A 17,028-nucleotide genomic window follows, 5' to 3' on the forward strand; every position below is an offset into this window, starting at 1 on the left:
GTACGCGGATCCCCAGGTCGGCATCAGATCCCCCTCCGGGTATTGGCCTTCTTCAGCGCCGCCATCTGCTTGCCGATTCGGGCCGCGACCTCGGGTGGAAACACCGGCATGACGAGCCGTGGCGGGGCCGTGATCCTGATGGGTGGCGGCGGCGGTGGGTCGAGCCTGTCCGCCATGCCCCGGAGAGCGGCGGCGATGCGGTGCTTCATGGCTTCTCCCTGGTGATGGTGACCTCGACCGTAGCCGAGTTGATGACGTCCTCAGCGATGCGTCGGATCGACCACGACAGGAACGCGACACCCATCGGTATGCGCAGCCAGCGCGGCAGCGCCGAGGACAGGCTCGGGTCGGCGTATGACGTGATCTCGTGGATCGCTAGGACGAGGTACAGGTAGGTTCCGGCGCTCCGCTTGAGCCGCCTCCATCCGCGCGCCCGGTTGGCCCACGCTGCCTTGAGGTCGCCGTTGCGGGCTGCTTCGGAGAGCGCCATCAGCACGGCCAGCAGCACGCCGACAACGAGGACGAGTCCGATGAACGTGCTCACGATGCGTCCTCCAGTCGATTGCCGTTGTCGTCGATGATGCCGATCTTCAGCCCCAGCTCGCGTAGCCCCGAGTCGGCCTCGTACCGCGATCCGCACGACGCGCACCGAACCGCCCGCGATTCCTTGTCCATGAACAGCGGCCCTCCGCACACCGCCGTCTCGGCCTGCCCGACCGGCTGGGCTTTGCAGGTGCCGACCGGGTGGGTGCGGTACTCGCCGACCGCGTCCCGCAGCTGCCGGTGCAGGGACTTGAGTTCGGCGTACAGGTCACCGGCCCAGTCCTGCTCGGTGCACCAGGCCAGGTTGCCGATCAGGGTGGAGACCTCGGCCGTGACGGTGACTGCCGCGGGCTCCCAGTGCTGGCAGGTGCAGGCGATGACGGTGCAGCCTCGGTGCCGCCTGTCGGTGCCGTGGCTCGGCCGAGGGTGGCTGCATCCGCCGGCGCATGGGCGCGGGTCGTGGCGTTGGTCGCGTACGAGTTCGGCCCACCGGTGGAGCAGACCAAGGACGCCGCGGCCGTCGGTGGTTCCGTCGCTGCGCATCCCGACCCGGGTGTCGAGCAGGTCGACGATCTCCAGCCGCATCGGGGCGGGCGGGTCGGGGTTCTTGGCCCGCACGTTCTCCGGGTTGCCGGCGACGGAGCCGTGTTCGACGACGGCGGGCAGGAGCGCGTACAGGTCGGGCAGGGCACGCAGCCATCCGTCGAGCCGCTTGGAGCACCGCGGACACAGCAGTTTGCCGGGTTCGCAGAAAACCATGCCCCTCTGCGGCCCCGTGCCGGTCTGGCACGCGTTCACGCACTGGGACGGGGGTACGGCCGTGTAGGCAATCTCGGCCCGCAGATCGGCGTACAGGGCGTCTGGGCGCTCGGTCATCGTCATCGGTTCCTCCATGCGGCGTCCAAGCGGTTGAGGTCTCGAAGGTCGTCGTCGCTCAGCGCCTCAACCCTCGCTACCAGAGCGGGGTCGTTCGCTGCACGCAGGTCTGAGACGACGGGCCACATCAGGCCGCGCCGGTAGAGCGCATCGATCCGCTGGATCAGCTCGTCCTTCACTTCGTCCTCCTCGTTCGGCGGCGTGCACGCGATCGGTATGCGACTCGGGCAGCCTTGCGCCGCGGCGTAGCACCGAGCTCGCGGGTCAGCGTGACGATCCGGTCATGGCTCCAGCGCAGCTCGTGCAGCAGCCCGTCGTGGTCGGCCATCAGGCAGCGGGTGCCGAGCTCGGAGCGTTCCCGCATCCACGTCCACGCCTCCATGCGACGCTCGGGAGTGAAGCACTGGTCGAAGTGCTCCAGCGCTACGTCGTCGGGCAGCATGACGTTCTCCGGGCAGACCTCGCGGTGCTTGCAGGTTGTCGTCATGGCAGCCTCCGGATCTTCCGGCCGATCCACGTCAACCGCCTCCAGACATGCTCGCGAGCGATCCAGTGCTGACCGCAGTCGCATCGCCAGACCATCCCCGCCGCTCCCCAGCCGGGGCTGCATCGGTGCGGGGCAGGGCGGACGACCTGGCCGGTCACGCCGCATCCCCCGTCTCAGGCTCGACCAGCGACCGGAAGTGCTTCGCCAACATCCCCGGCACCCGAGCCTGCTGCTCCTCCGACAGCCCCAACTCAGCCACCGCAGCCAACACGACCGCGCCCATCTGCTCCCCCGCCGTCCGGTTGATCAACGTGATCCGAGCCTCGATCGCCTTCGCGTCCAGGCCCAACTGGATCATCCGCGCCAACGTCCGCTCCGCCCGATCCAACGCCCGCTCATACGCCGCGACATACGCCCGGACCTGCTCCCCCATCGCCATCAACTGCTTGCCGTCAGCCTCGTCATCGCTCGCACCGAACGCCGCGATCCTGAGCGTCCAGTCATCCAGCGTCTCCACCCGCTCCCGCAACCGATCCTTGAACGCCAACACCTCCCCCGCGTTATCCGCATACGCCCCGACCGGGTCCGACACCGGCGCCCAGCCCTGCCGGCCGATCTCCCGAGCGACCTGCTGCTCGAGCACACGCTCGGCCGCCTTGGCCTTGACCTGCGGCGCCGAGCCACCATGCGTGTAACACACGTCACCGCCCACGATGGGTCGCTTGCGGCAGCGTTCTCCGGTCTGGGTGCTGGTGGCCTTGCAGCGGGGGATCTCGAGCTCGGTCATGAGGGCCGCCTCTCGCGGATGGCTTTGGTGAGTTCGTCGATGCGGCGCGCGACGAGTCGCAGGGAGTCGACGATGCCGCTGAGGCAGATGACGGAGACCACGGCTAGGGCGATGAGCGCCTTGTCTGGGGAGCTCATGCCTGCGCCTCCTGCAGGCTGGGGGTGGTCGGGTACTGGTCCCAGGTGCTGCCGTCGAGCTCGCGGCCGGCGGCGTGCTTGCCGGGCCGGGTCATGCCCTGTGCACCGCGCGGAGTCTGCGGTGAGCGCGCGAGGCTGGTCGGCTGGTGGCTGAGCTCCATGAAGTGCGCGGTGTTCTCATCGAGGTAGCTGCCGGTAAAGGCGTGGGTTGCGCCGCCCTCGCCTTTCCAGCGAGCCGGGGCCCATTCGCCCCACTGCTTGAACAGGAAGGGGATGCCGTAGGTCGTGCACTCGTAGCGGAGCTGTCGTGCCCAGTCGGGGTGCATCGGGCGAGCGCGAGGGCCGGATTCGCCCCCGACGATGACCCAGTCGACGAGGGTGCCGGTGTCGATCTTGGTGTTGTCGAAGAGGCTGACGGGGCCGAGCAGCGGCTCGCAGGACAGGAACCGTACGGCGGCCGGGGTCTCGAGCAGGGCCGGGATGCGGATGTCAGCCCACTTCTGGTCCTCGACAGAGACGCCCAGCCACACGTTCGGCAGCGGCCACATGCCATCGGTGACGTCCTCTGCGGTGTTGTCGAAGCGGCTATCCCACTCCTGCCCCCAGTGGCGGAGCCACGAGATCACGTCGTCACGGAAGTCCGCGTTGCTCAGCAGCGAGCGCATCCGGTCGTGGCGCTTGGTGAGGATCTGGTAGGTGTGCTGCGGGGTGTGCGCCATGACGGCGAACACGCGCGCGATGAAGTCTGCGGTGACACCCTTGTGGAACAGGTCGCTCATCGAGTTGACGAACACCTTGCGGGGCTTCCTCCAGCGCAGCGGCACCTCGAGCCTGTCGGGGTGCATCGCGATTCCGAACCCTGGCCCGGAGGTCTTGGGGTCGCCGTCGGTCTGGTAGTCGGCCTGCCCCATCGCTTTGAGCCGCTTGGCCATGCCGAGGGCGTAGCAGTTGTCGCAGCCGGGCGAGACGCGGTCGCATCCGGTGGTGGGGTTCCAGGTCTCGTCGGTCCATTCGATGCCGGTGCTCACGCTGACTCCTGTTCGGTGGCGGGTTCGTCGGTGGTTCCGTGTGCCGCAGCAGATGCGACGGCTCGGGCTTGCTGGATGGCGGCGATCCGGTCGGGGTTGTCGCGCACGATCTCGTCGCGTTTGACGTCGCACGGCTGGCCGGCTGGGTGCGGGTAGCGGCACCTGTCGCAGATCCCCGAGTTGCGCTTGGTGGCGTTCGCCGGTGCCTTGGGTGTGGTCGCTTCCCACCACGGCCCGGCTTCGAGTAGCCGGCCGGGTGTGAGGGTGTCGGGGTCGGTGGCGATCCAGGCGACTGCGACGGCGAGGTCCCGGAACGGCCGGGTCCCGTGGTTCGCTTTCAGGTTGGTGAGGACCGACGACAGGACCCAGTCGGGGCGCAACGCGACAGCCATGGCGGCGACGCGTTCGAGTTCGTTGATCGTCGCCATCAGCCACCAAATCCAATCGAGGCCGCCTCGCGCGTTGGCTTAGGTGAGTTTTGGATTTGGCGAGTTCCGCTGGTGAGAAGAGACAGACCTGCGGCTGTGTAGGGACGTGCCCCAAGTACTTGCTGCTGTTGCTGATGCTGTTGGGTAATACGACCGTATTTCCGAGACCTATTCGATTTGGTATAGCTAATCGAATAGCACTTGCTATAGGTGTTGGTATCAGTCATTGCACTTCTCGCAGTCCTCGAACGACGCCTGGTGATCGACGTGGCCCTGCCGCTGCCACCGGTCATGGATGCCCTTCCGGCCCGCCAATTTCCGGTCCGCGCGCAGCTTCCGGATCTGCCGTGCGGACCGGTTGTGCTCGTGGTAGTCGTGGACGACCAGGTCGCCCGCCTGCTGCGGCTGGGGGCACTTGTCGCAGTGGTGGCCCTTCTCGTGCCAGATCTCACGGTTGATGAGCTCCCGCACGAACTTCTGGGGGACGTCGGCGACGACGACGGCGACACGTGGCTCGAAGATGCCGTCGTTGAGTTCCGCGTTGCACCAGAGGATCGTCGAGGCGTACAGCCACTTGGCTCGGCCGTCCGCCCCGCGCAGTTTCGGGTGTCGGGGCAGGCCGAGGTCCATCGGCGCGTACGGCCGCTCGTCCTTCGGCATCTCGTCTCCTCAGTGCTGGGTGGCGCAGGTAGCGGGTGGTCTGGGTGTGGCGCGTGGCCGCGGTGGGTCGTTCACGCGGCGCCCCCGTCTTCGAAGTCCAGGACTCCTTGCGGCGTGAAGTTGCTCCACAGCACCTCCGTGCGCTCCTTCCACACCGACCCCTGGCCGGTGGTGGCTGAGATCTCGTGGACGTACCAGCCGCTGTACAGCTCGTCGTACAGCGGCGAGTGGTAGCCGGAGAGCACGACGGCGGCGGATGTCGAGTTGAGCGCTTCAGCTAGTCCTCGGTGCTCTGCCTCGTCGGGCATCTCGTGCCGGTAGCCCATGCCGCTGCGTGTGGTCCGCAGGTACGGAGGGTCGACATAGAGCAGCGTTCCGGGGTGGCTGTACGCGGCGACTACCTCGAGGCCCGGGCGGCACTCGAGCGACACATTGGCGAGCCGGGCCGCAGCGGGAGCCATCCGGCCGAGGTAGCCGGCCAGGTAGGCGGGCATCCCCATCGTGGTTCCGCCCGCGTCAGCGTGGAACCTCCAGCCCGTCTTGCGAAGCGTGCCGGTCCGGCCTTGGGTCAGCTGCACCCAGATCCGTCGGGCTCGCTCGAGGTCGGTCAGGTTGTCCGGGCGGTTGTAACTCGCCTGGTGCTCCGCACGGCCGTGCGGTGTGAGACCGCAGACCCGGGCGAGATCGTCGGGCTGGTCGCGCAGCACGCGCCAGAACGTGATCAGATCTTGGTCGAGATCGTTGATGGTCTCGAGCGCGCTGGCGGGCTTTGCGAGCAGCACCGACAGTCCGCCTGCGAAGGGCTCGACGTAGTGCTGATGCGCTGGGAATAGCTCGACGATGCGCTCAGCAATGCGCTGCTTGCCGCCGAAGTACGGCACGGGCGGGGCGATGCTCACGCTGCTGCTCCCCGTCCTGGCTGCCGCGACTTCTGGATCTCTTCGGCGAGGTCGGCCGCGGTGGCGTTGGCGCTGACTTGGTCGCCGGCCCGGAACGCGTCGACGGCGTCGCCGAGGTCTTGCCGTGCCCTGATCTCAAGCGGCCCGCCGCGTACCCCGACGAGGTGGAGCGCGAGGTCGATGGTGCGGATGCCTGCGACGGCGTCCATGAGGATGTCTGCGCGCCACCCGCCGGTCTGTTCGTGGCTCATGCCGCCACCCCGTACCGCTCGGCCTTGATGCCGTAGTCGTGGAGGATCGTGCGCGATGAGACACCGGCGGCGATGAGGCGCCGGGCGACCTCTTCGGTCTCTCCCTTGTGGAGCTTGACCGTGCGATCCCCGGCGATGCGGCGTTCGATCGCGGCCTCGTCGATGATCGCCGCGGCCTTCGGGTTGTCTTTGAGTCCGGCCGGTTTGGCGTTCGGGTCGTCGATCACGTCGTCATCCCAGGCCAATGGGACGATCCAGCCGACCTTCCGGGCGTAACGCCTCTGCCTGTCTGCGCGCCATCCTTCAGGCCGGATCATTGAGAGCAGGTCGTATACGCGAATGACGTGGTCCCTGGTGTTGACGTGGACGCGGTCCCAGTGGCCGCTGGCGATCTGGTTGACCCTGCTCGGGCTGACATTCAGGGCAGGGGCCAGGTCGTGAGCGGTGTGTCCAAGAGCGAACAGCCCCTGGAGGCGGCGCATCGTCCCGGTCGGGTCGATGTGGACTCGATAACCGGCGCGACGGCGTGCGCGGTACCGGACAGCGTGCTCCCGTGCGCGCTTCCGGATCTCTGCGCGCTCGGTTGCGAGCTGCCGCCATGTCGCGATGTCTTCGTCGCTCGGCCACTGTGGACCGAACTCGCGTCGCTTTCTGCGCCATGCCGCGACGGCCTTTCGGCTGACTCCGAACGCTTCGGCGGTCTGTGCCATCGAGGTGTGCTCGGCGTGCTCGAGTACGACGCGAATGATCGCGGGGTCGGTGCGTGTGTCGCAGGGGGTCATGACGACCGCCCTTGACGCCGGGGCTGGATGCCTTGCTTCAGGATGGTCTTCTGGATCGCGGTGAGGGCGACGCCGTATGCCTTGGCGAGCGTGCTCATGGACTCGCCGGCGAGGTATCGCTGGCCGATCTCTTCGCGCTTCCCGGCTAGCTTGCCGCGACCCGCGAGAGACTCACTGCGGTCTCGGATCTCGACCCCAGCCATCCTGAGTGCGCCGTAGACGGTCTTCGGTGCGACGCCGTAATCACGGGCGATCTTCAGGACACTCTCGCCGTCCTGGTAGCGGCGAGCTACGACGATCCGCTGTTCGGATCTGATCTTGGAGTTGATGAGCTTCGGCCGCGGGCCGCGCGCAGGGAATGCGGGCGTCGGTTCGTCATGCTCCCTGTAATCGGTGGCGAGTTCGAACGTGTGCACTGCCCGCCGCGAGGTGGCCGCGGTGCCGCGGATCATCTCGACCCGGCTGCTGTCGGTCCACACCGAGTCGTCGACTATGCCGTCGTTCGCGATGTAGTTCTCGCGGATCTTGCCCCAGTCGATCCCGATCTGTTGCTTGTGGCCCCGGTACCGGACGGGCGCAGTGGGCAGGCCTTGGTAGTCGCCGCCGCCGACGTGCTGTCCTCCGGCGCCGATGTGGCCGGCGGGAAGCGGCTCGCGTTCGGGCTTGTCGGCCTTGCGCGGCTCCCCGGTCTCGAGGACGTATCCGGCGGACGTGAACCGGTTCTGGAGGGTGGCGCGGGCGACGCCGTGGTCCTGGCAGATCGCGTCGACGTTGTAGCCGTCGCGGATCCGGGCGGCGAGGTCGGTGATCGGCGGGAGGGTCGACGGGCGGCCCTTCTCGACAGGGAGTGTCATGCTGCGTCCCTCCTGGTCTCGGTGATGGGTGTGCGGGTGCGGCGGTACTTGCGGATCGGGCTGCGGTTCGCGGTGTCGCCGGTGGACTGGATGTAGCCGGCCCGGCGGAGGTAGCCGTGCTCGACGGCTTGGGCGAACAGGCCACCCCTGGACTTCTCGGGGATGTCGGCGGCAGTGAGGAGGTCGCGGAGAAGGTTGCTGGTGACCTCGTCGCCCGTGCTGGTGGTGTCGAGGACGCGCAGGAACGCGACCCACGCGTTGTCGTTCATGTCATTGCGAGGCATCGGTTCGCTCCTCTTCGGTGTCGGTTGATGGCTGGGTGCGTTCACAGGCGCACCAGATGCCGGCGAAGATCTCGGCGCGGGTTACTTCTCCGCAGCTTGGGTCGTTGGGGCAAGGCATCAGGCCACCGCCTCGGAGTGCAGGACTGCGCGCAGTCGGCCGCCGATCCATTCGCCGACGGCCGGGGTGACGGCGTTGCCGTAGCCGTCGACCTGGTCACGGGCGGATCCCCAGACCTTGAACTCGCCCAGGTGGTCGCCGAAGGTGACATCGAATCCGCAGCCGCGGCCGATCTCGTGGGCGGCCATCATGCGGAAGTAGCAGTCGTCGAGAGTCAGATCGGCGAGGGCTTCGCGCCACTCGGCGGCCAGGAGCGCGGTCGTGTCGCGGGAGGTGAGGGTGCCGAGCGGGTCCGTGACCGGGTGCGCGGCCGTCTCGGTGCCGGTCGAGCCGTTCTGCTTGTACCAGCCGGAGAACAGCAGCCCTGGGGTCTGGTCGCTGGTGACGGTCGGCATCGGTTCAGCGTGGGTCGTCGGGATCGTGTTCTTCCGGAACGGGACGACTCCGGTGGACAGGAGCCCCATGGTCTCTGAGCCGCCCTGTGTCGGCAGCGGCTCATCGGCGCCGCGGCCGGTGCCCTGGTAGTTGTTCACGGCAAGCAGGACGGCCTTCTCGTGGGTTGCCGTGACGGTGTCCATCGGGCGTGTGATGTGCTGCCCGTCGCCGTTGTGGCGGTGCGCGGCCATGACCTGGCCGGTGGACAGGATCGCGGTCTCCTGCTGGCTGGTCTGCGTCGACATCGGCTGCCAGGGATGCTTCTCGCTTCCGTGCGCGGACTTGGCCGGCATCAGCACTGCGGGGAAGTCGGCGAACCGTCGGCGGCACCGTTCGGCCCGCGCCATGGTCGCGGGCGCCATCGGTGACAGCACCTCCACACCGGTGATCTTGTCCTTGAACTTCTTCAGCGGCTTGTCGCCGATGCGGGTACCGAGGTCCCTGAGGTCGAGCGCGTCGAGCGACGGGGTGAACGCGGGCACGACTTCCTTCCGGCACCGGGGGCAGCGGTAGTCGTACTGCTTGCCGTACCGGACGGAACCAGTTGCAGGGATCGCGGTGCGCCACGTCTGCCGGGCTTCGACGACGTCCGAACAGTTGCCGCACCAGGTCGGTGGCCGATGCTCCAGGTCCGGCGCGGGGAGGTTCTTGTCCCAGAAGACGCCGTACCAGCGGTCGCGGGACTGGCCAACGCCGAAGAACATCGAGTTCAAGAACAACACCTTGTGGTCGTAGCCCTCGTGCTCGAACTGCTTGAGCCACCAGCGGTACGTCGAACCGTCGCCGACCTTCTTCTTCCCGGGGACGAGCGGCCCCCAGGACTGCAGCTCGGTCGTGCACTCGACCAGGATCAGCCGCGGGTGATGTACCTGGGCGTAGTGCAGTACGCAGTTCGCGGTTGCCCGGTCGCGCTCGGATCGGGTGACGCGCTCCTCGTAGTCCGGGTCGTTGAAGTTGAACAGGGTGAGGCCCTGCTCGTACGCCTTCTGCGTGTTGGCCTGCGAGTGGTTCACGCAGGAGACGCCAGCGGCGAGGAGATCGCCGGGCGGCAGGTCGCGGGCGTCGTGGTAGTCGGCGGATTCCGGGTCGACGAGGTCGGCGATCCAATGCTCGGTGGTGGGGTGGTTGGCCTCGTGCACCTCGACCTTGTACGAGTTGTGGTTCGCGGCGGTGATCACGTCGAACCCGGCACGTTCGATGCCCTTGCTCAGTCCGCCGAACCCGGAGAACAGGTCGACGGCGACGAGGGTGTCGTGGCGGTTGCGGCGCTTGACCGGCGCCGGCCGGTGCGTGGCCACGCGTGCGGTGCTCATCTGGTCCCCCCAGTGAGTTCGGGCCACCGGACCGCGTCCATGGCGGCGAGGTGGGCTTGCGGTAGCGAGTCCTCGATGGGTGCGCCGAGGTGTCGGGCTCCGATGGCGGCGAGGATGAGGCTGTCGGCCTCGTCGTTGCCGGTGACCTCGACCTGCGGGTAGCGGCGGACGACGGCAGCGAGGACGGCGTCCTTGCCCGCATTGCCTTTGCCTGTTGCGTACTTGGCGCGGGTCGTGGGTGATACTTCGGCGACGTGGTACCACTTGCCCGCGTGTGAGACGACGAGCCACCACAGGCCGGAACGGTCGTGCATGTGTCCGGTCTGGCGGGAGAACGCGGGCTGCTCGATGACGATGAGCGGGACGGAGTTGACCTCGGTCATCTCGTGCGCCTTGGTGATGCTCGTCTGGACGGCGTACTGAAGTTGCAGGAGCCGGTTTCGGCGTTCGTCGAGAGTGGCGTCTTTCTTGCCCTTGCTGACGATCCGCTCGACGGTTGTATCGCCGGTGGCGGTGTCGATGACGGCGATGCCGGTGGATGTGAGGCTGAGGTCGAGTCCGATGACGACGGTCACTGGCCTGCCACCTCCTTCAGGTGCTGTTCGATCTGGTGGATGCCGCGGGCGGCGCTGCTCTGGATGAGTCGCTCGACGCGTTCGGCCTGGAGGCGGGCCTGCTCGTTGCTGCGGGCCCGGATCAGCAGGACGACCTGCCGGCGGGACGGGGTACTCACAGGACCACCCCGGCCGGTGCCTCATGCTCGGGCGCGGTTTCGAGGTGCTCGGGGCACCACCAGTCGCCGGTGTCGCCTGGCTCGTCATTGACGAGGTTGTCGGTGCGGTCGCAGTCCGCGCACTCCGGGAGCCGGTGGTGGTCGCAGTAGTGCTTGCCGTCCTCGGTGACCTGGAGGCCAGCTTCGCGCCATTCGTCCTCGGCGTGCCCGGCCTCGGTCCAGCACTCGTACTCGCTGACGTCGATGGTCGCGTACTTGCAGTTCGGCCCATCGCAGACGACCTTGTACATGGTGACGTTGCGGACGCTCACGGGTGGGCTCCTTCGACCTGCAGCGCGATGAGGTTGGCGCGTTCGTCGAGCCAGTCGGCGAGGTTCTCCGCCTCGGCGGCTCCGTCGCGGGTGCGGGAGTTGCGTGCGATCTCCCGCTGCGCGCGGGCCGCGTCGCGCAACGCTTCGGCCTTGATCGCCTCGGGGTCCGTGTCGTCGCTCAGGTCGATGCCTTCGCGCTCCAGGTCCTCGCTCAGCATGCGGCGGGCCTGGGCGTGGCCCTGCCAGCGCCAGTAGTCCTCCATGTTGCTGGCCGGGCAGTTCTCGAGCGCCCGGATGAAGTTGGCGCGCTCGTCGAGGAACTTCGTGACGACCTTCTGCAGGGCGCCCATCACTGGGCCGCCTTGCATGCTTCGCGGGCGGTCTTGTACGTCTCGCCCTGCGCCGACAGGGTCGGGTTCAGCGCGTTCAGCTTCTCGGTCGCAGCCTGGATACCGGCCGTGTCGAGGTTGGCTGCTGCGCCGAACGCGTCGGCCATGATGCTGACCGCCTGGGCGGAGGTGCCGATGACCGTGTCGGCGTCGTCGAGCGCGTCGAGGCAGGACTGCGGGACGACGGTGGTCGTGGTGGTGACGGTGGGTGCCGGGGTCGGTGTGACGGCCGGGTGGCTGGTGGCGTAGGTCGCTGCGTCGGTCGCGTTGTTGTCGGTGACGGCGATCGCGATCCAGCCGCCAGCGACGGCCGCCGTGGCGGTGATCGCGGCGATGGTGATCTTCTTCATGGGCTCGGTTCCTGTTCAGTCAGTGGTTGGCCGGCGTGCGGCGCTTGTGTGTGCGGGAGGGGTCGGCGTGGATCGCGGCGACCCGTGACGCTTTGGTTTTGGTGCGGTAGCCGTCGGCCTTGGCGGGGCAGTCCTCGCAGGAGAAGCCCCAGCCGTTGTCGGTGACGTGGGTGACGGTCGAGTGGATCCGGTGTGGGTTCACCCGGCGTCCGCCTTGTCCTGCTCGGCGGGCAGGGACCGCATCTGCGACGCGGCGACGGCGAGAGTCGCGTGGACCTGGGCCTCGGCGAGCAGCTCCGTCACGGCCGCGCTTCCCCGCTCGTAGTCCGGCAGCCAGTCCAGGCAGCGTTCCGCCGCAGCGAAGTGCTCGGCCGCCTTCACGACTGACCGCCGTCCTCGACGACCTCAGCATCGAGGACCTCGCCGGTCCCGGTGTCGGTCATGCCAGCCTCGGTCCGGATCAGCAGGTCGAGCCGGTCGATGACCGCCGACGCCTCGTCCTTCGACAGCTGCTTCCGGGACGTGACATCGCGGCCGATGACACCCATCACGTAGTCAAGGGCATCCTGCCGATCCGTGATCCCGGCCGCCTTCATCGCGACCGCGAGCTTCTTCGTCTGCGCGTCGGTGATCGTGCCGGTCTCGGTGACGACCTCCGCGTCCTGAATGTCCTGCGACGGCAGGGCGGTGTTGCCCGCCGGACTCGAACCGGCCTCGCCCGCTGCAACTGCGGTCTCCACCTGGGAGCCCGCCCCGCCGTCGTTCTGGGGGGCCTGACCCGCGGCCTCGCGCAAGGTCATGCCCGGTCGGTGCGCCGGTCGGTCGTTGACCTGCGTCACAGTCACGACATCGCCGGCGCTGTTCACCTCGGCCCCCAACTCCTCCGGGGTGTAGATCACGCCGTACATCGCGTCCGACGCGCCCATCCGGATCACCTCGGTGATCGCCCGGTTCCGCATCATCTGGTCCGGGTACGTCTTCCAGTTGCCCTTCCCGAGCAGGTTCGCGGTACGGGCCTTGTCCTCGTCCCACTCGGCGACGAACGGGTTCTCCGGGTCGTCCGCCCGGATCAGCTCCGCGACCACGTGAAGCGGGTTCCGGGTCACCTTCACCCGCAGTTTGTGGCCCGCCTTCCGGACGAGCGCGGCCATCAGGTCAGCGGACGCGGACGGCTTGCCCTCGATCACGTGGATGCTGTTGATCGCCTGGATCGCCGGGATACCCAGCGCGTCGCCGAACTCCATCGCGATCAGCACGTTGCCCGGGTTCTGCTGGTACGCCCGCGGTAGCAGCGACGCCGTAGCGAGCGCCCGCGCGAACTGCATCTTCGTCTCCAGGCTGCTGCCGGAGTGCGACGCGATCGCGGGCAGGTTGGCGGTGGTCTCGGTCATGATGCGATTCCCCTCATTTGCTTTGCGAGGCCACGGGCCGGCTCGATCCACGGCGTGCCTCCGTTGCGTGCCTTGCGGGTGGCGATGTGCTGGTTGCCGTACACGGCGCGCTTCGCGGTGCCGGTCGCTGCGAGCAGCTCCGTCTTCGCGAGTGCTGCGCGCTGCTCGGCGTCTTCCAGGTCGATGACAGCGGCGATGAACTCCTGCGCCACATCCCCCGGGACCTGGATCTCGGATCCGTCGATCGCCGGGTGAAGCTTCCGCACCGACTGGTACGTCGAGGCGTGGCCGTCGATCGCCGGAGGCTCCCCCACCTCGATGCTGGCCAGGAACGCGGCGGCCCGGTCACGGGCGAACTCGGCGTCGTCCGCGTCGTACTCGACGACGTATTCCTTGAAGTCGAGGTACGACGTCAGGAGGGCGAAGTACGTGACGCTGCGGCCGGTGATGTCCATCGCCCACTGCGCCTGCGCCCGGTACCAGACCGGGACCTGATCCGTGCCGGGCCTGCCCCAGTCGTCGTTGCCGGCGTCGGTCTTGATCTCGAGCAGCGCGTCCTCACGGACCAGACCGTCGGGGTTCGCGACCATCCAGGGGCGCTGGATGCTCACCCACGTTCCGCCCGGGTAGCTGACGGCCCAGTCCGGGTGCTGGTCCTGGAACCAGTGCGCGATCGCGGGCTCGAGGTAGTGGCCGCGGGCCTGGTCCTTCGTCTGCGGCTCTGGATCCTCGCGTCCGGCCATGAGCTGCCAGAGCGTGTACGGCGAGGTCCACGGCGAGATGCCGAGGACGGCGCTGACCTTGCTGGCGGTCATGACCTTCAGCCACTCGGGCGACCCGGGCACGAGCTCCGGGATCTGGCGGGCGATCATGCGGTCACCCCGTAGCCGCGGCAGGCGATGCAGGTGTAGGTGTGGCCGGTGCGCTCGTCCTCGACGCTGCCTTCGCCATCGCAGAATGTGCACTCGTCGCCGCACTTCATGCGGGTGCACGGGCAGCCGTCCACCTCGCAGGGCGTCGCGGTGATCGCGGCGTGCAGGCTGTACGCCTCGACGCGGCGCGCCTCGACGATCTGCGCCGGGGTCATGCCGGTGGTGTCGATCGGCTTCGGCAGGTCGCGCATGACGTGGCGGCATTCGGCGTGGTTGCAGTCGACGCAGGGGACGCACTCGTCCGCGTCGAACCTGGTGTCCTTCTCGCAGACATGCAGCTGGGTGATGTAGTCGATCTGGGCAGCGGCACTGAGCGGGAACTCGAGGATGCTCATGCCGGGACCTCGGCCTTCTCGTCGCGGCGGTAGATGGCTGGCCGGCGCGTGACCCGCTCGACCCACGCGGTGGCCTCGGCGATGCACTCGGGGCGGTCGCAGACGTTGGTCGCGGCGTGCGATCCGCTTGCTGCGGTCCACGGGCCGGAGGTCACTACCCCGGTCCGCGGGTGGGTGCACTGGGCGCTCATTCGGGGGCCTCCGTCTTCATGAGGTCGGCGATGAGCGTGCTCAGCTGGTCCCGAAGTTCGGTCAGGTAGGTGACGGTGTGCTTGGGGAGGCTCGGCCTGAACTGAATGGTGACGTCGCCCATGCGGATGACGGGGACGCTCTTGTCGGTGCCGCCGAGGGTGGCTTGGGGGCGGTCGCCCGGCTCGGGGGTGAAGGTGGCTTGCGTCCTCACCGGTCCTCGCCGCCCTGGCGCGTCTGGTCGATCGGCTCGACGGGGAGCGTGTCCACGACCTCGGCGCACACCGCGCACCACGGGCGGTCCGGCAGGGCCGGGTTCTCGCAGCAGCGGAGGCACGTCATGTTGGCCGGGAGGTACACCGGCTCGGGCGCGGCGATCTCGTCGTACAGGTCGCGGGCGCGCTGCATGCGGCGCACCAGCGCCCACACGCCGAGCGCGGCGAGCAGGACGACGGTGAATAGCACCGCCTTGCCCGGGGTCACGGGTGCACCTGAGGCGGCAGCACCAGCCACACGCCAGCCGCGAGGATCGCGATGGTCAGCGCGGGCAGTGCCAGCACCTTCACCGCCTGTCGGAGGAACTGCATGTCATACTCCTGTCGTTCTGATGGGTCGTCTCGACATCGCTTGCCGGTGGAGTCGAGGCGGCCCTTCGGTTTTCCGGGGTCAGGACGCGACGGCGTGGTCGCGGAGGTACTCGTCGAGCGCCGTGCGGGTGATGCGGTAGTTCGGGCGGCCGGAGGTCGCGATGTTGATCGCGGCGAGGTCGCCGCGGCGGATGAAGCGGCGGACGTGCTCGACCGACACGGCGAGCTCGTCGGCGACGTCGGCGGCGGTGAGCATCCGCTTCGTCGCGGTGGTCATGCCGCCTTCTTCGGTCCGGCCGCGCTGGACTTGAGTCCAGTGGCGGTTGACTCGTTGGGCTCGAAAAGCGTGCCGGGGATGAGCCCGAGGGCCTCCTCGATGAGCTTCGCGATGTCCTTGGTGCAGGTGTTCCGCTCGCCGGACTCGAGCTGCCAGATGAACTGGCGGCTGCAGGTGGCATACCTGCCGAGACCTGCTTGTGAGAGGCCCTTCTGCTCGCGGTAGGCCCTCATCAGGTCCCGCTTGCGGAGTCTCATCCATCGCCCCCTGGCTCGTTGACGCCGGCGTGTGTGTGCAGGAATCACTCTGTCGCCTCCTCTTGTGCTTGTCAAGCACCGTTGGACTAAAGGTCGCATGCCACTTGACGACGTGTCAAGCTGCCCGCCCAGGCAATTTCCCGTCTGCGCACGGCGTGTGCGGCTCTCTGCCGTCTCGGATTGCTTGACAGACTTGGTGGCAGTTCGGTCCATTAGTGCTTGACCGATCGATTCGGTCGCGCTGTACACGCGCGAAACGGCAGAGGGAGCCTGAGGACATGCACGCACTGCGGCGCTACCTGCTACAGGAGCTGGATTCCCGCGGTTGGCAGCCTCGAGATCTCGTGGTGAGGTCGGGGCTTAGCAAGCAGCGGGTAAGCCAGCTACTCAACGACGACCGAGAGGTCATGCCTCAGCTCCCCCGCACGTCGACTCTGGGAGCCTTGGCGCAGGCGTTCAATGTGCCGTTGACCCACATCACGTCGGTCGCGATCGAGGCGCTCGGGGTGCCGGGGGTGCTCGGGCCGAAGGTCGTTCATCAGGTCCGGGAAGCGGATGACGAGACTCTGCTGCGGGAGCTGCTGCGGAGAGCCATCGACCGAGATGAGGAGCAACCGCCGGCGCCGGTCGCGATCAACGGCCGGAGGGACCCTGAGGTCTTGGCTGCCGAGCTCGATGCAGCTGTGAAGGATCTGGAGGAGTGGGTCGCGTTGGATCTTGGCGAGCCGGGCGAGGCGAAGCGGGCGGAGTTGCAGGCGCGTGTGGATGCGCTGCGGGCGCAGCTAGTTTCGTCACGGTCGGCAACAGTTTCGGACAGAAATGTATCCGGATCGTGACGTGCTGGGCGGTAGCGCTTTCGCAACATCGAACGATCAATTAGTGACCAGACACCGGCCGGGTTCCTCAGCGGATGCCACCGGAGAACGCACCAGCCGATGTCTGGCGAAACTATCTAACGAGCGTGGTGGGGAAAGGTGACGCACGGTGGCAAGATCGCTCAAGTGGGGGAGTAAGACGGTGATCGTCCCGTTGTATGTAGCGGCGGGACTCCTGGGGGTCGCGGATGCAGTGCTGCCCTTCAAGCAGTTCGACCGGACAGGCCTGTACATGCTGCTCCTGGCCGTGACTGCGCACATCCTGAGCCGGATGGACCAGCGGACGGACGCGGTGAAGAAGAAGATCGACCATTCGGTCGGCGACGTGTACGAGGCCGGCAGCCGGTCTGAGCGGCGCCGGATCGAGCTCGAGGCCCAGCCGACGGCCAAGGTTCGGCATCTGGTGCCGCGACGATAATGAAGACTCCGGCGGGGCTCCCGGCTGCGGGTAACAACCAGGAGCCCCTACCGGTGAGACGTCGGCAGGGGCGGATTATGATGCTGTCGGCAACGATTTCTT

The 17,028-nt window shown here is 67.9% G+C and carries 33 protein-coding genes; 2 read left to right on the plus strand and 31 right to left on the minus strand.

Going from position 1 to position 17,028, the window contains the following annotated elements:
- Positions 1-23: 23 nt before the first annotated feature.
- The 31 genes from VGH54_RS09620 to VGH54_RS09770 form a co-directional block, all read right to left on the minus strand.
- A complete protein-coding gene (locus tag VGH54_RS09620) occupies positions 24-209 on the minus strand; it encodes a hypothetical protein (RefSeq protein WP_331511725.1) in 186 nt (61 codons plus the stop codon).
- Positions 206-544, minus strand: coding sequence for a hypothetical protein (locus VGH54_RS09625; RefSeq protein WP_331511726.1), 339 nt, complete (start codon positions 542-544; stop codon positions 206-208). Before VGH54_RS09625 ends, VGH54_RS09620 begins: the two co-directional genes overlap by 4 nt.
- Positions 541-1,425 carry a hypothetical protein gene (locus VGH54_RS09630; protein WP_331511727.1) on the minus strand — a complete coding sequence of 295 codons (885 nt, stop codon included), beginning with the start codon at positions 1,423-1,425 and terminating at the stop codon, positions 541-543. The genes VGH54_RS09625 and VGH54_RS09630 overlap by 4 nt, the downstream gene beginning before the upstream one ends.
- Positions 1,422-1,598: a hypothetical protein gene (locus tag VGH54_RS09635; RefSeq protein WP_331511728.1), complete on the minus strand. Its 177-nt coding sequence runs from the start codon at positions 1,596-1,598 to the stop codon at positions 1,422-1,424. Before VGH54_RS09635 ends, VGH54_RS09630 begins: the two co-directional genes overlap by 4 nt.
- Complete coding sequence (locus tag VGH54_RS09640) at positions 1,595-1,906, minus strand: hypothetical protein (RefSeq protein ID WP_331511729.1); 312 nt, start codon at positions 1,904-1,906, stop codon at positions 1,595-1,597. Before VGH54_RS09640 ends, VGH54_RS09635 begins: the two co-directional genes overlap by 4 nt.
- A gap of 154 nt (positions 1,907-2,060) precedes the next feature.
- Positions 2,061-2,693, minus strand: a complete 633-nt coding sequence (locus tag VGH54_RS09645; protein WP_331511730.1) for a hypothetical protein — start codon at positions 2,691-2,693, stop codon at positions 2,061-2,063.
- Positions 2,690-2,830 (minus strand): hypothetical protein, encoded by a 141-nt coding sequence (locus tag VGH54_RS09650; protein WP_331511731.1) that lies wholly within the window; start codon positions 2,828-2,830, stop codon positions 2,690-2,692. The genes VGH54_RS09645 and VGH54_RS09650 overlap by 4 nt, the downstream gene beginning before the upstream one ends.
- Entirely contained in the window at positions 2,827-3,858 is a 1,032-nt protein-coding gene (locus tag VGH54_RS09655; RefSeq protein WP_331511732.1) for a phage Gp37/Gp68 family protein, read from the minus strand. The genes VGH54_RS09650 and VGH54_RS09655 overlap by 4 nt, the downstream gene beginning before the upstream one ends.
- Positions 3,855-4,286: a hypothetical protein gene (locus VGH54_RS09660; RefSeq protein ID WP_331511733.1), complete on the minus strand. Its 432-nt coding sequence runs from the start codon at positions 4,284-4,286 to the stop codon at positions 3,855-3,857. Before VGH54_RS09660 ends, VGH54_RS09655 begins: the two co-directional genes overlap by 4 nt.
- Positions 4,287-4,505: 219 nt before the next feature.
- Positions 4,506-4,946 (minus strand): hypothetical protein, encoded by a 441-nt coding sequence (locus VGH54_RS09665; protein WP_331511734.1) that lies wholly within the window; start codon positions 4,944-4,946, stop codon positions 4,506-4,508.
- 71 nt (positions 4,947-5,017) lie between these two features.
- The gene (locus tag VGH54_RS09670) at positions 5,018-5,845 is read right to left on the minus strand and encodes a DNA adenine methylase (RefSeq protein ID WP_331511735.1); all 828 of its coding nucleotides are present in this window, start codon (positions 5,843-5,845) and stop codon (positions 5,018-5,020) included.
- Complete coding sequence (locus tag VGH54_RS09675) at positions 5,842-6,096, minus strand: hypothetical protein (protein ID WP_331511736.1); 255 nt, start codon at positions 6,094-6,096, stop codon at positions 5,842-5,844. The genes VGH54_RS09670 and VGH54_RS09675 overlap by 4 nt, the downstream gene beginning before the upstream one ends.
- Entirely contained in the window at positions 6,093-6,878 is a 786-nt protein-coding gene (locus VGH54_RS09680) for a helix-turn-helix domain-containing protein (RefSeq protein WP_331511737.1), read from the minus strand. The genes VGH54_RS09675 and VGH54_RS09680 overlap by 4 nt, the downstream gene beginning before the upstream one ends.
- Positions 6,875-7,732, minus strand: coding sequence for a hypothetical protein (locus VGH54_RS09685; RefSeq protein WP_331511738.1), 858 nt, complete (start codon positions 7,730-7,732; stop codon positions 6,875-6,877). The genes VGH54_RS09680 and VGH54_RS09685 overlap by 4 nt, the downstream gene beginning before the upstream one ends.
- A complete protein-coding gene (locus VGH54_RS09690; protein ID WP_331511739.1) occupies positions 7,729-8,016 on the minus strand; it encodes a hypothetical protein in 288 nt (95 codons plus the stop codon). The genes VGH54_RS09685 and VGH54_RS09690 overlap by 4 nt, the downstream gene beginning before the upstream one ends.
- 117 nt (positions 8,017-8,133) lie before the next feature.
- Positions 8,134-9,882, minus strand: a complete 1,749-nt coding sequence (locus tag VGH54_RS09695) for a DNA cytosine methyltransferase (RefSeq protein WP_331511740.1) — start codon at positions 9,880-9,882, stop codon at positions 8,134-8,136.
- Entirely contained in the window at positions 9,879-10,457 is a 579-nt protein-coding gene (locus VGH54_RS09700) for a hypothetical protein (protein WP_331511741.1), read from the minus strand. The genes VGH54_RS09695 and VGH54_RS09700 overlap by 4 nt, the downstream gene beginning before the upstream one ends.
- Entirely contained in the window at positions 10,454-10,615 is a 162-nt protein-coding gene (locus VGH54_RS09705; RefSeq protein ID WP_331511742.1) for a hypothetical protein, read from the minus strand. Before VGH54_RS09705 ends, VGH54_RS09700 begins: the two co-directional genes overlap by 4 nt.
- Entirely contained in the window at positions 10,612-10,926 is a 315-nt protein-coding gene (locus VGH54_RS09710) for a hypothetical protein (protein WP_331511743.1), read from the minus strand. The genes VGH54_RS09705 and VGH54_RS09710 overlap by 4 nt, the downstream gene beginning before the upstream one ends.
- Positions 10,923-11,276, minus strand: a complete 354-nt coding sequence (locus VGH54_RS09715) for a hypothetical protein (RefSeq protein WP_331511744.1) — start codon at positions 11,274-11,276, stop codon at positions 10,923-10,925. Before VGH54_RS09715 ends, VGH54_RS09710 begins: the two co-directional genes overlap by 4 nt.
- Positions 11,276-11,665: a hypothetical protein gene (locus VGH54_RS09720; RefSeq protein ID WP_331511745.1), complete on the minus strand. Its 390-nt coding sequence runs from the start codon at positions 11,663-11,665 to the stop codon at positions 11,276-11,278. The genes VGH54_RS09715 and VGH54_RS09720 overlap by 1 nt, the downstream gene beginning before the upstream one ends.
- Before the next feature lie 19 nt (positions 11,666-11,684).
- A complete protein-coding gene (locus tag VGH54_RS09725) occupies positions 11,685-11,867 on the minus strand; it encodes a hypothetical protein (protein ID WP_331511746.1) in 183 nt (60 codons plus the stop codon).
- Entirely contained in the window at positions 11,864-12,046 is a 183-nt protein-coding gene (locus VGH54_RS09730) for a hypothetical protein (RefSeq protein WP_331511747.1), read from the minus strand. The genes VGH54_RS09725 and VGH54_RS09730 overlap by 4 nt, the downstream gene beginning before the upstream one ends.
- Positions 12,043-13,056 (minus strand): hypothetical protein, encoded by a 1,014-nt coding sequence (locus tag VGH54_RS09735; RefSeq protein WP_331511748.1) that lies wholly within the window; start codon positions 13,054-13,056, stop codon positions 12,043-12,045. Before VGH54_RS09735 ends, VGH54_RS09730 begins: the two co-directional genes overlap by 4 nt.
- Positions 13,053-13,928 carry a lambda-exonuclease family protein gene (locus VGH54_RS09740; RefSeq protein WP_331511749.1) on the minus strand — a complete coding sequence of 292 codons (876 nt, stop codon included), beginning with the start codon at positions 13,926-13,928 and terminating at the stop codon, positions 13,053-13,055. Before VGH54_RS09740 ends, VGH54_RS09735 begins: the two co-directional genes overlap by 4 nt.
- Positions 13,925-14,323: a hypothetical protein gene (locus VGH54_RS09745; protein ID WP_331511750.1), complete on the minus strand. Its 399-nt coding sequence runs from the start codon at positions 14,321-14,323 to the stop codon at positions 13,925-13,927. Before VGH54_RS09745 ends, VGH54_RS09740 begins: the two co-directional genes overlap by 4 nt.
- Positions 14,320-14,514 (minus strand): hypothetical protein, encoded by a 195-nt coding sequence (locus VGH54_RS09750; RefSeq protein ID WP_331511751.1) that lies wholly within the window; start codon positions 14,512-14,514, stop codon positions 14,320-14,322. Before VGH54_RS09750 ends, VGH54_RS09745 begins: the two co-directional genes overlap by 4 nt.
- Positions 14,511-14,726 carry a hypothetical protein gene (locus VGH54_RS09755; protein WP_331511752.1) on the minus strand — a complete coding sequence of 72 codons (216 nt, stop codon included), beginning with the start codon at positions 14,724-14,726 and terminating at the stop codon, positions 14,511-14,513. The genes VGH54_RS09750 and VGH54_RS09755 overlap by 4 nt, the downstream gene beginning before the upstream one ends.
- Entirely contained in the window at positions 14,723-14,995 is a 273-nt protein-coding gene (locus tag VGH54_RS09760) for a hypothetical protein (RefSeq protein ID WP_331511753.1), read from the minus strand. Before VGH54_RS09760 ends, VGH54_RS09755 begins: the two co-directional genes overlap by 4 nt.
- 183 nt (positions 14,996-15,178) lie before the next feature.
- On the minus strand, positions 15,179-15,376 hold the full coding sequence (locus VGH54_RS09765) for a helix-turn-helix domain-containing protein (protein ID WP_331511754.1): 198 nt from the start codon (positions 15,374-15,376) through the stop codon (positions 15,179-15,181).
- Positions 15,373-15,633 (minus strand): helix-turn-helix transcriptional regulator, encoded by a 261-nt coding sequence (locus VGH54_RS09770; RefSeq protein ID WP_331511755.1) that lies wholly within the window; start codon positions 15,631-15,633, stop codon positions 15,373-15,375. The genes VGH54_RS09765 and VGH54_RS09770 overlap by 4 nt, the downstream gene beginning before the upstream one ends.
- Positions 15,634-15,911: 278 nt before the next feature.
- Between VGH54_RS09770 and VGH54_RS09775 the strand changes: the two genes are divergently transcribed.
- On the plus strand, positions 15,912-16,469 hold the full coding sequence (locus VGH54_RS09775; protein WP_331511756.1) for a helix-turn-helix transcriptional regulator: 558 nt from the start codon (positions 15,912-15,914) through the stop codon (positions 16,467-16,469).
- A 148-nt stretch (positions 16,470-16,617) separates the two neighbouring features.
- Entirely contained in the window at positions 16,618-16,926 is a 309-nt protein-coding gene (locus VGH54_RS09780; protein ID WP_331511757.1) for a hypothetical protein, read from the plus strand.
- The last annotated feature ends 102 nt before the right edge of the window (positions 16,927-17,028 follow it).

The organism is Mycobacterium sp., assembly GCF_036488105.1.
GTDB lineage: Bacteria > Actinomycetota > Actinomycetes > Mycobacteriales > Mycobacteriaceae > Mycobacterium.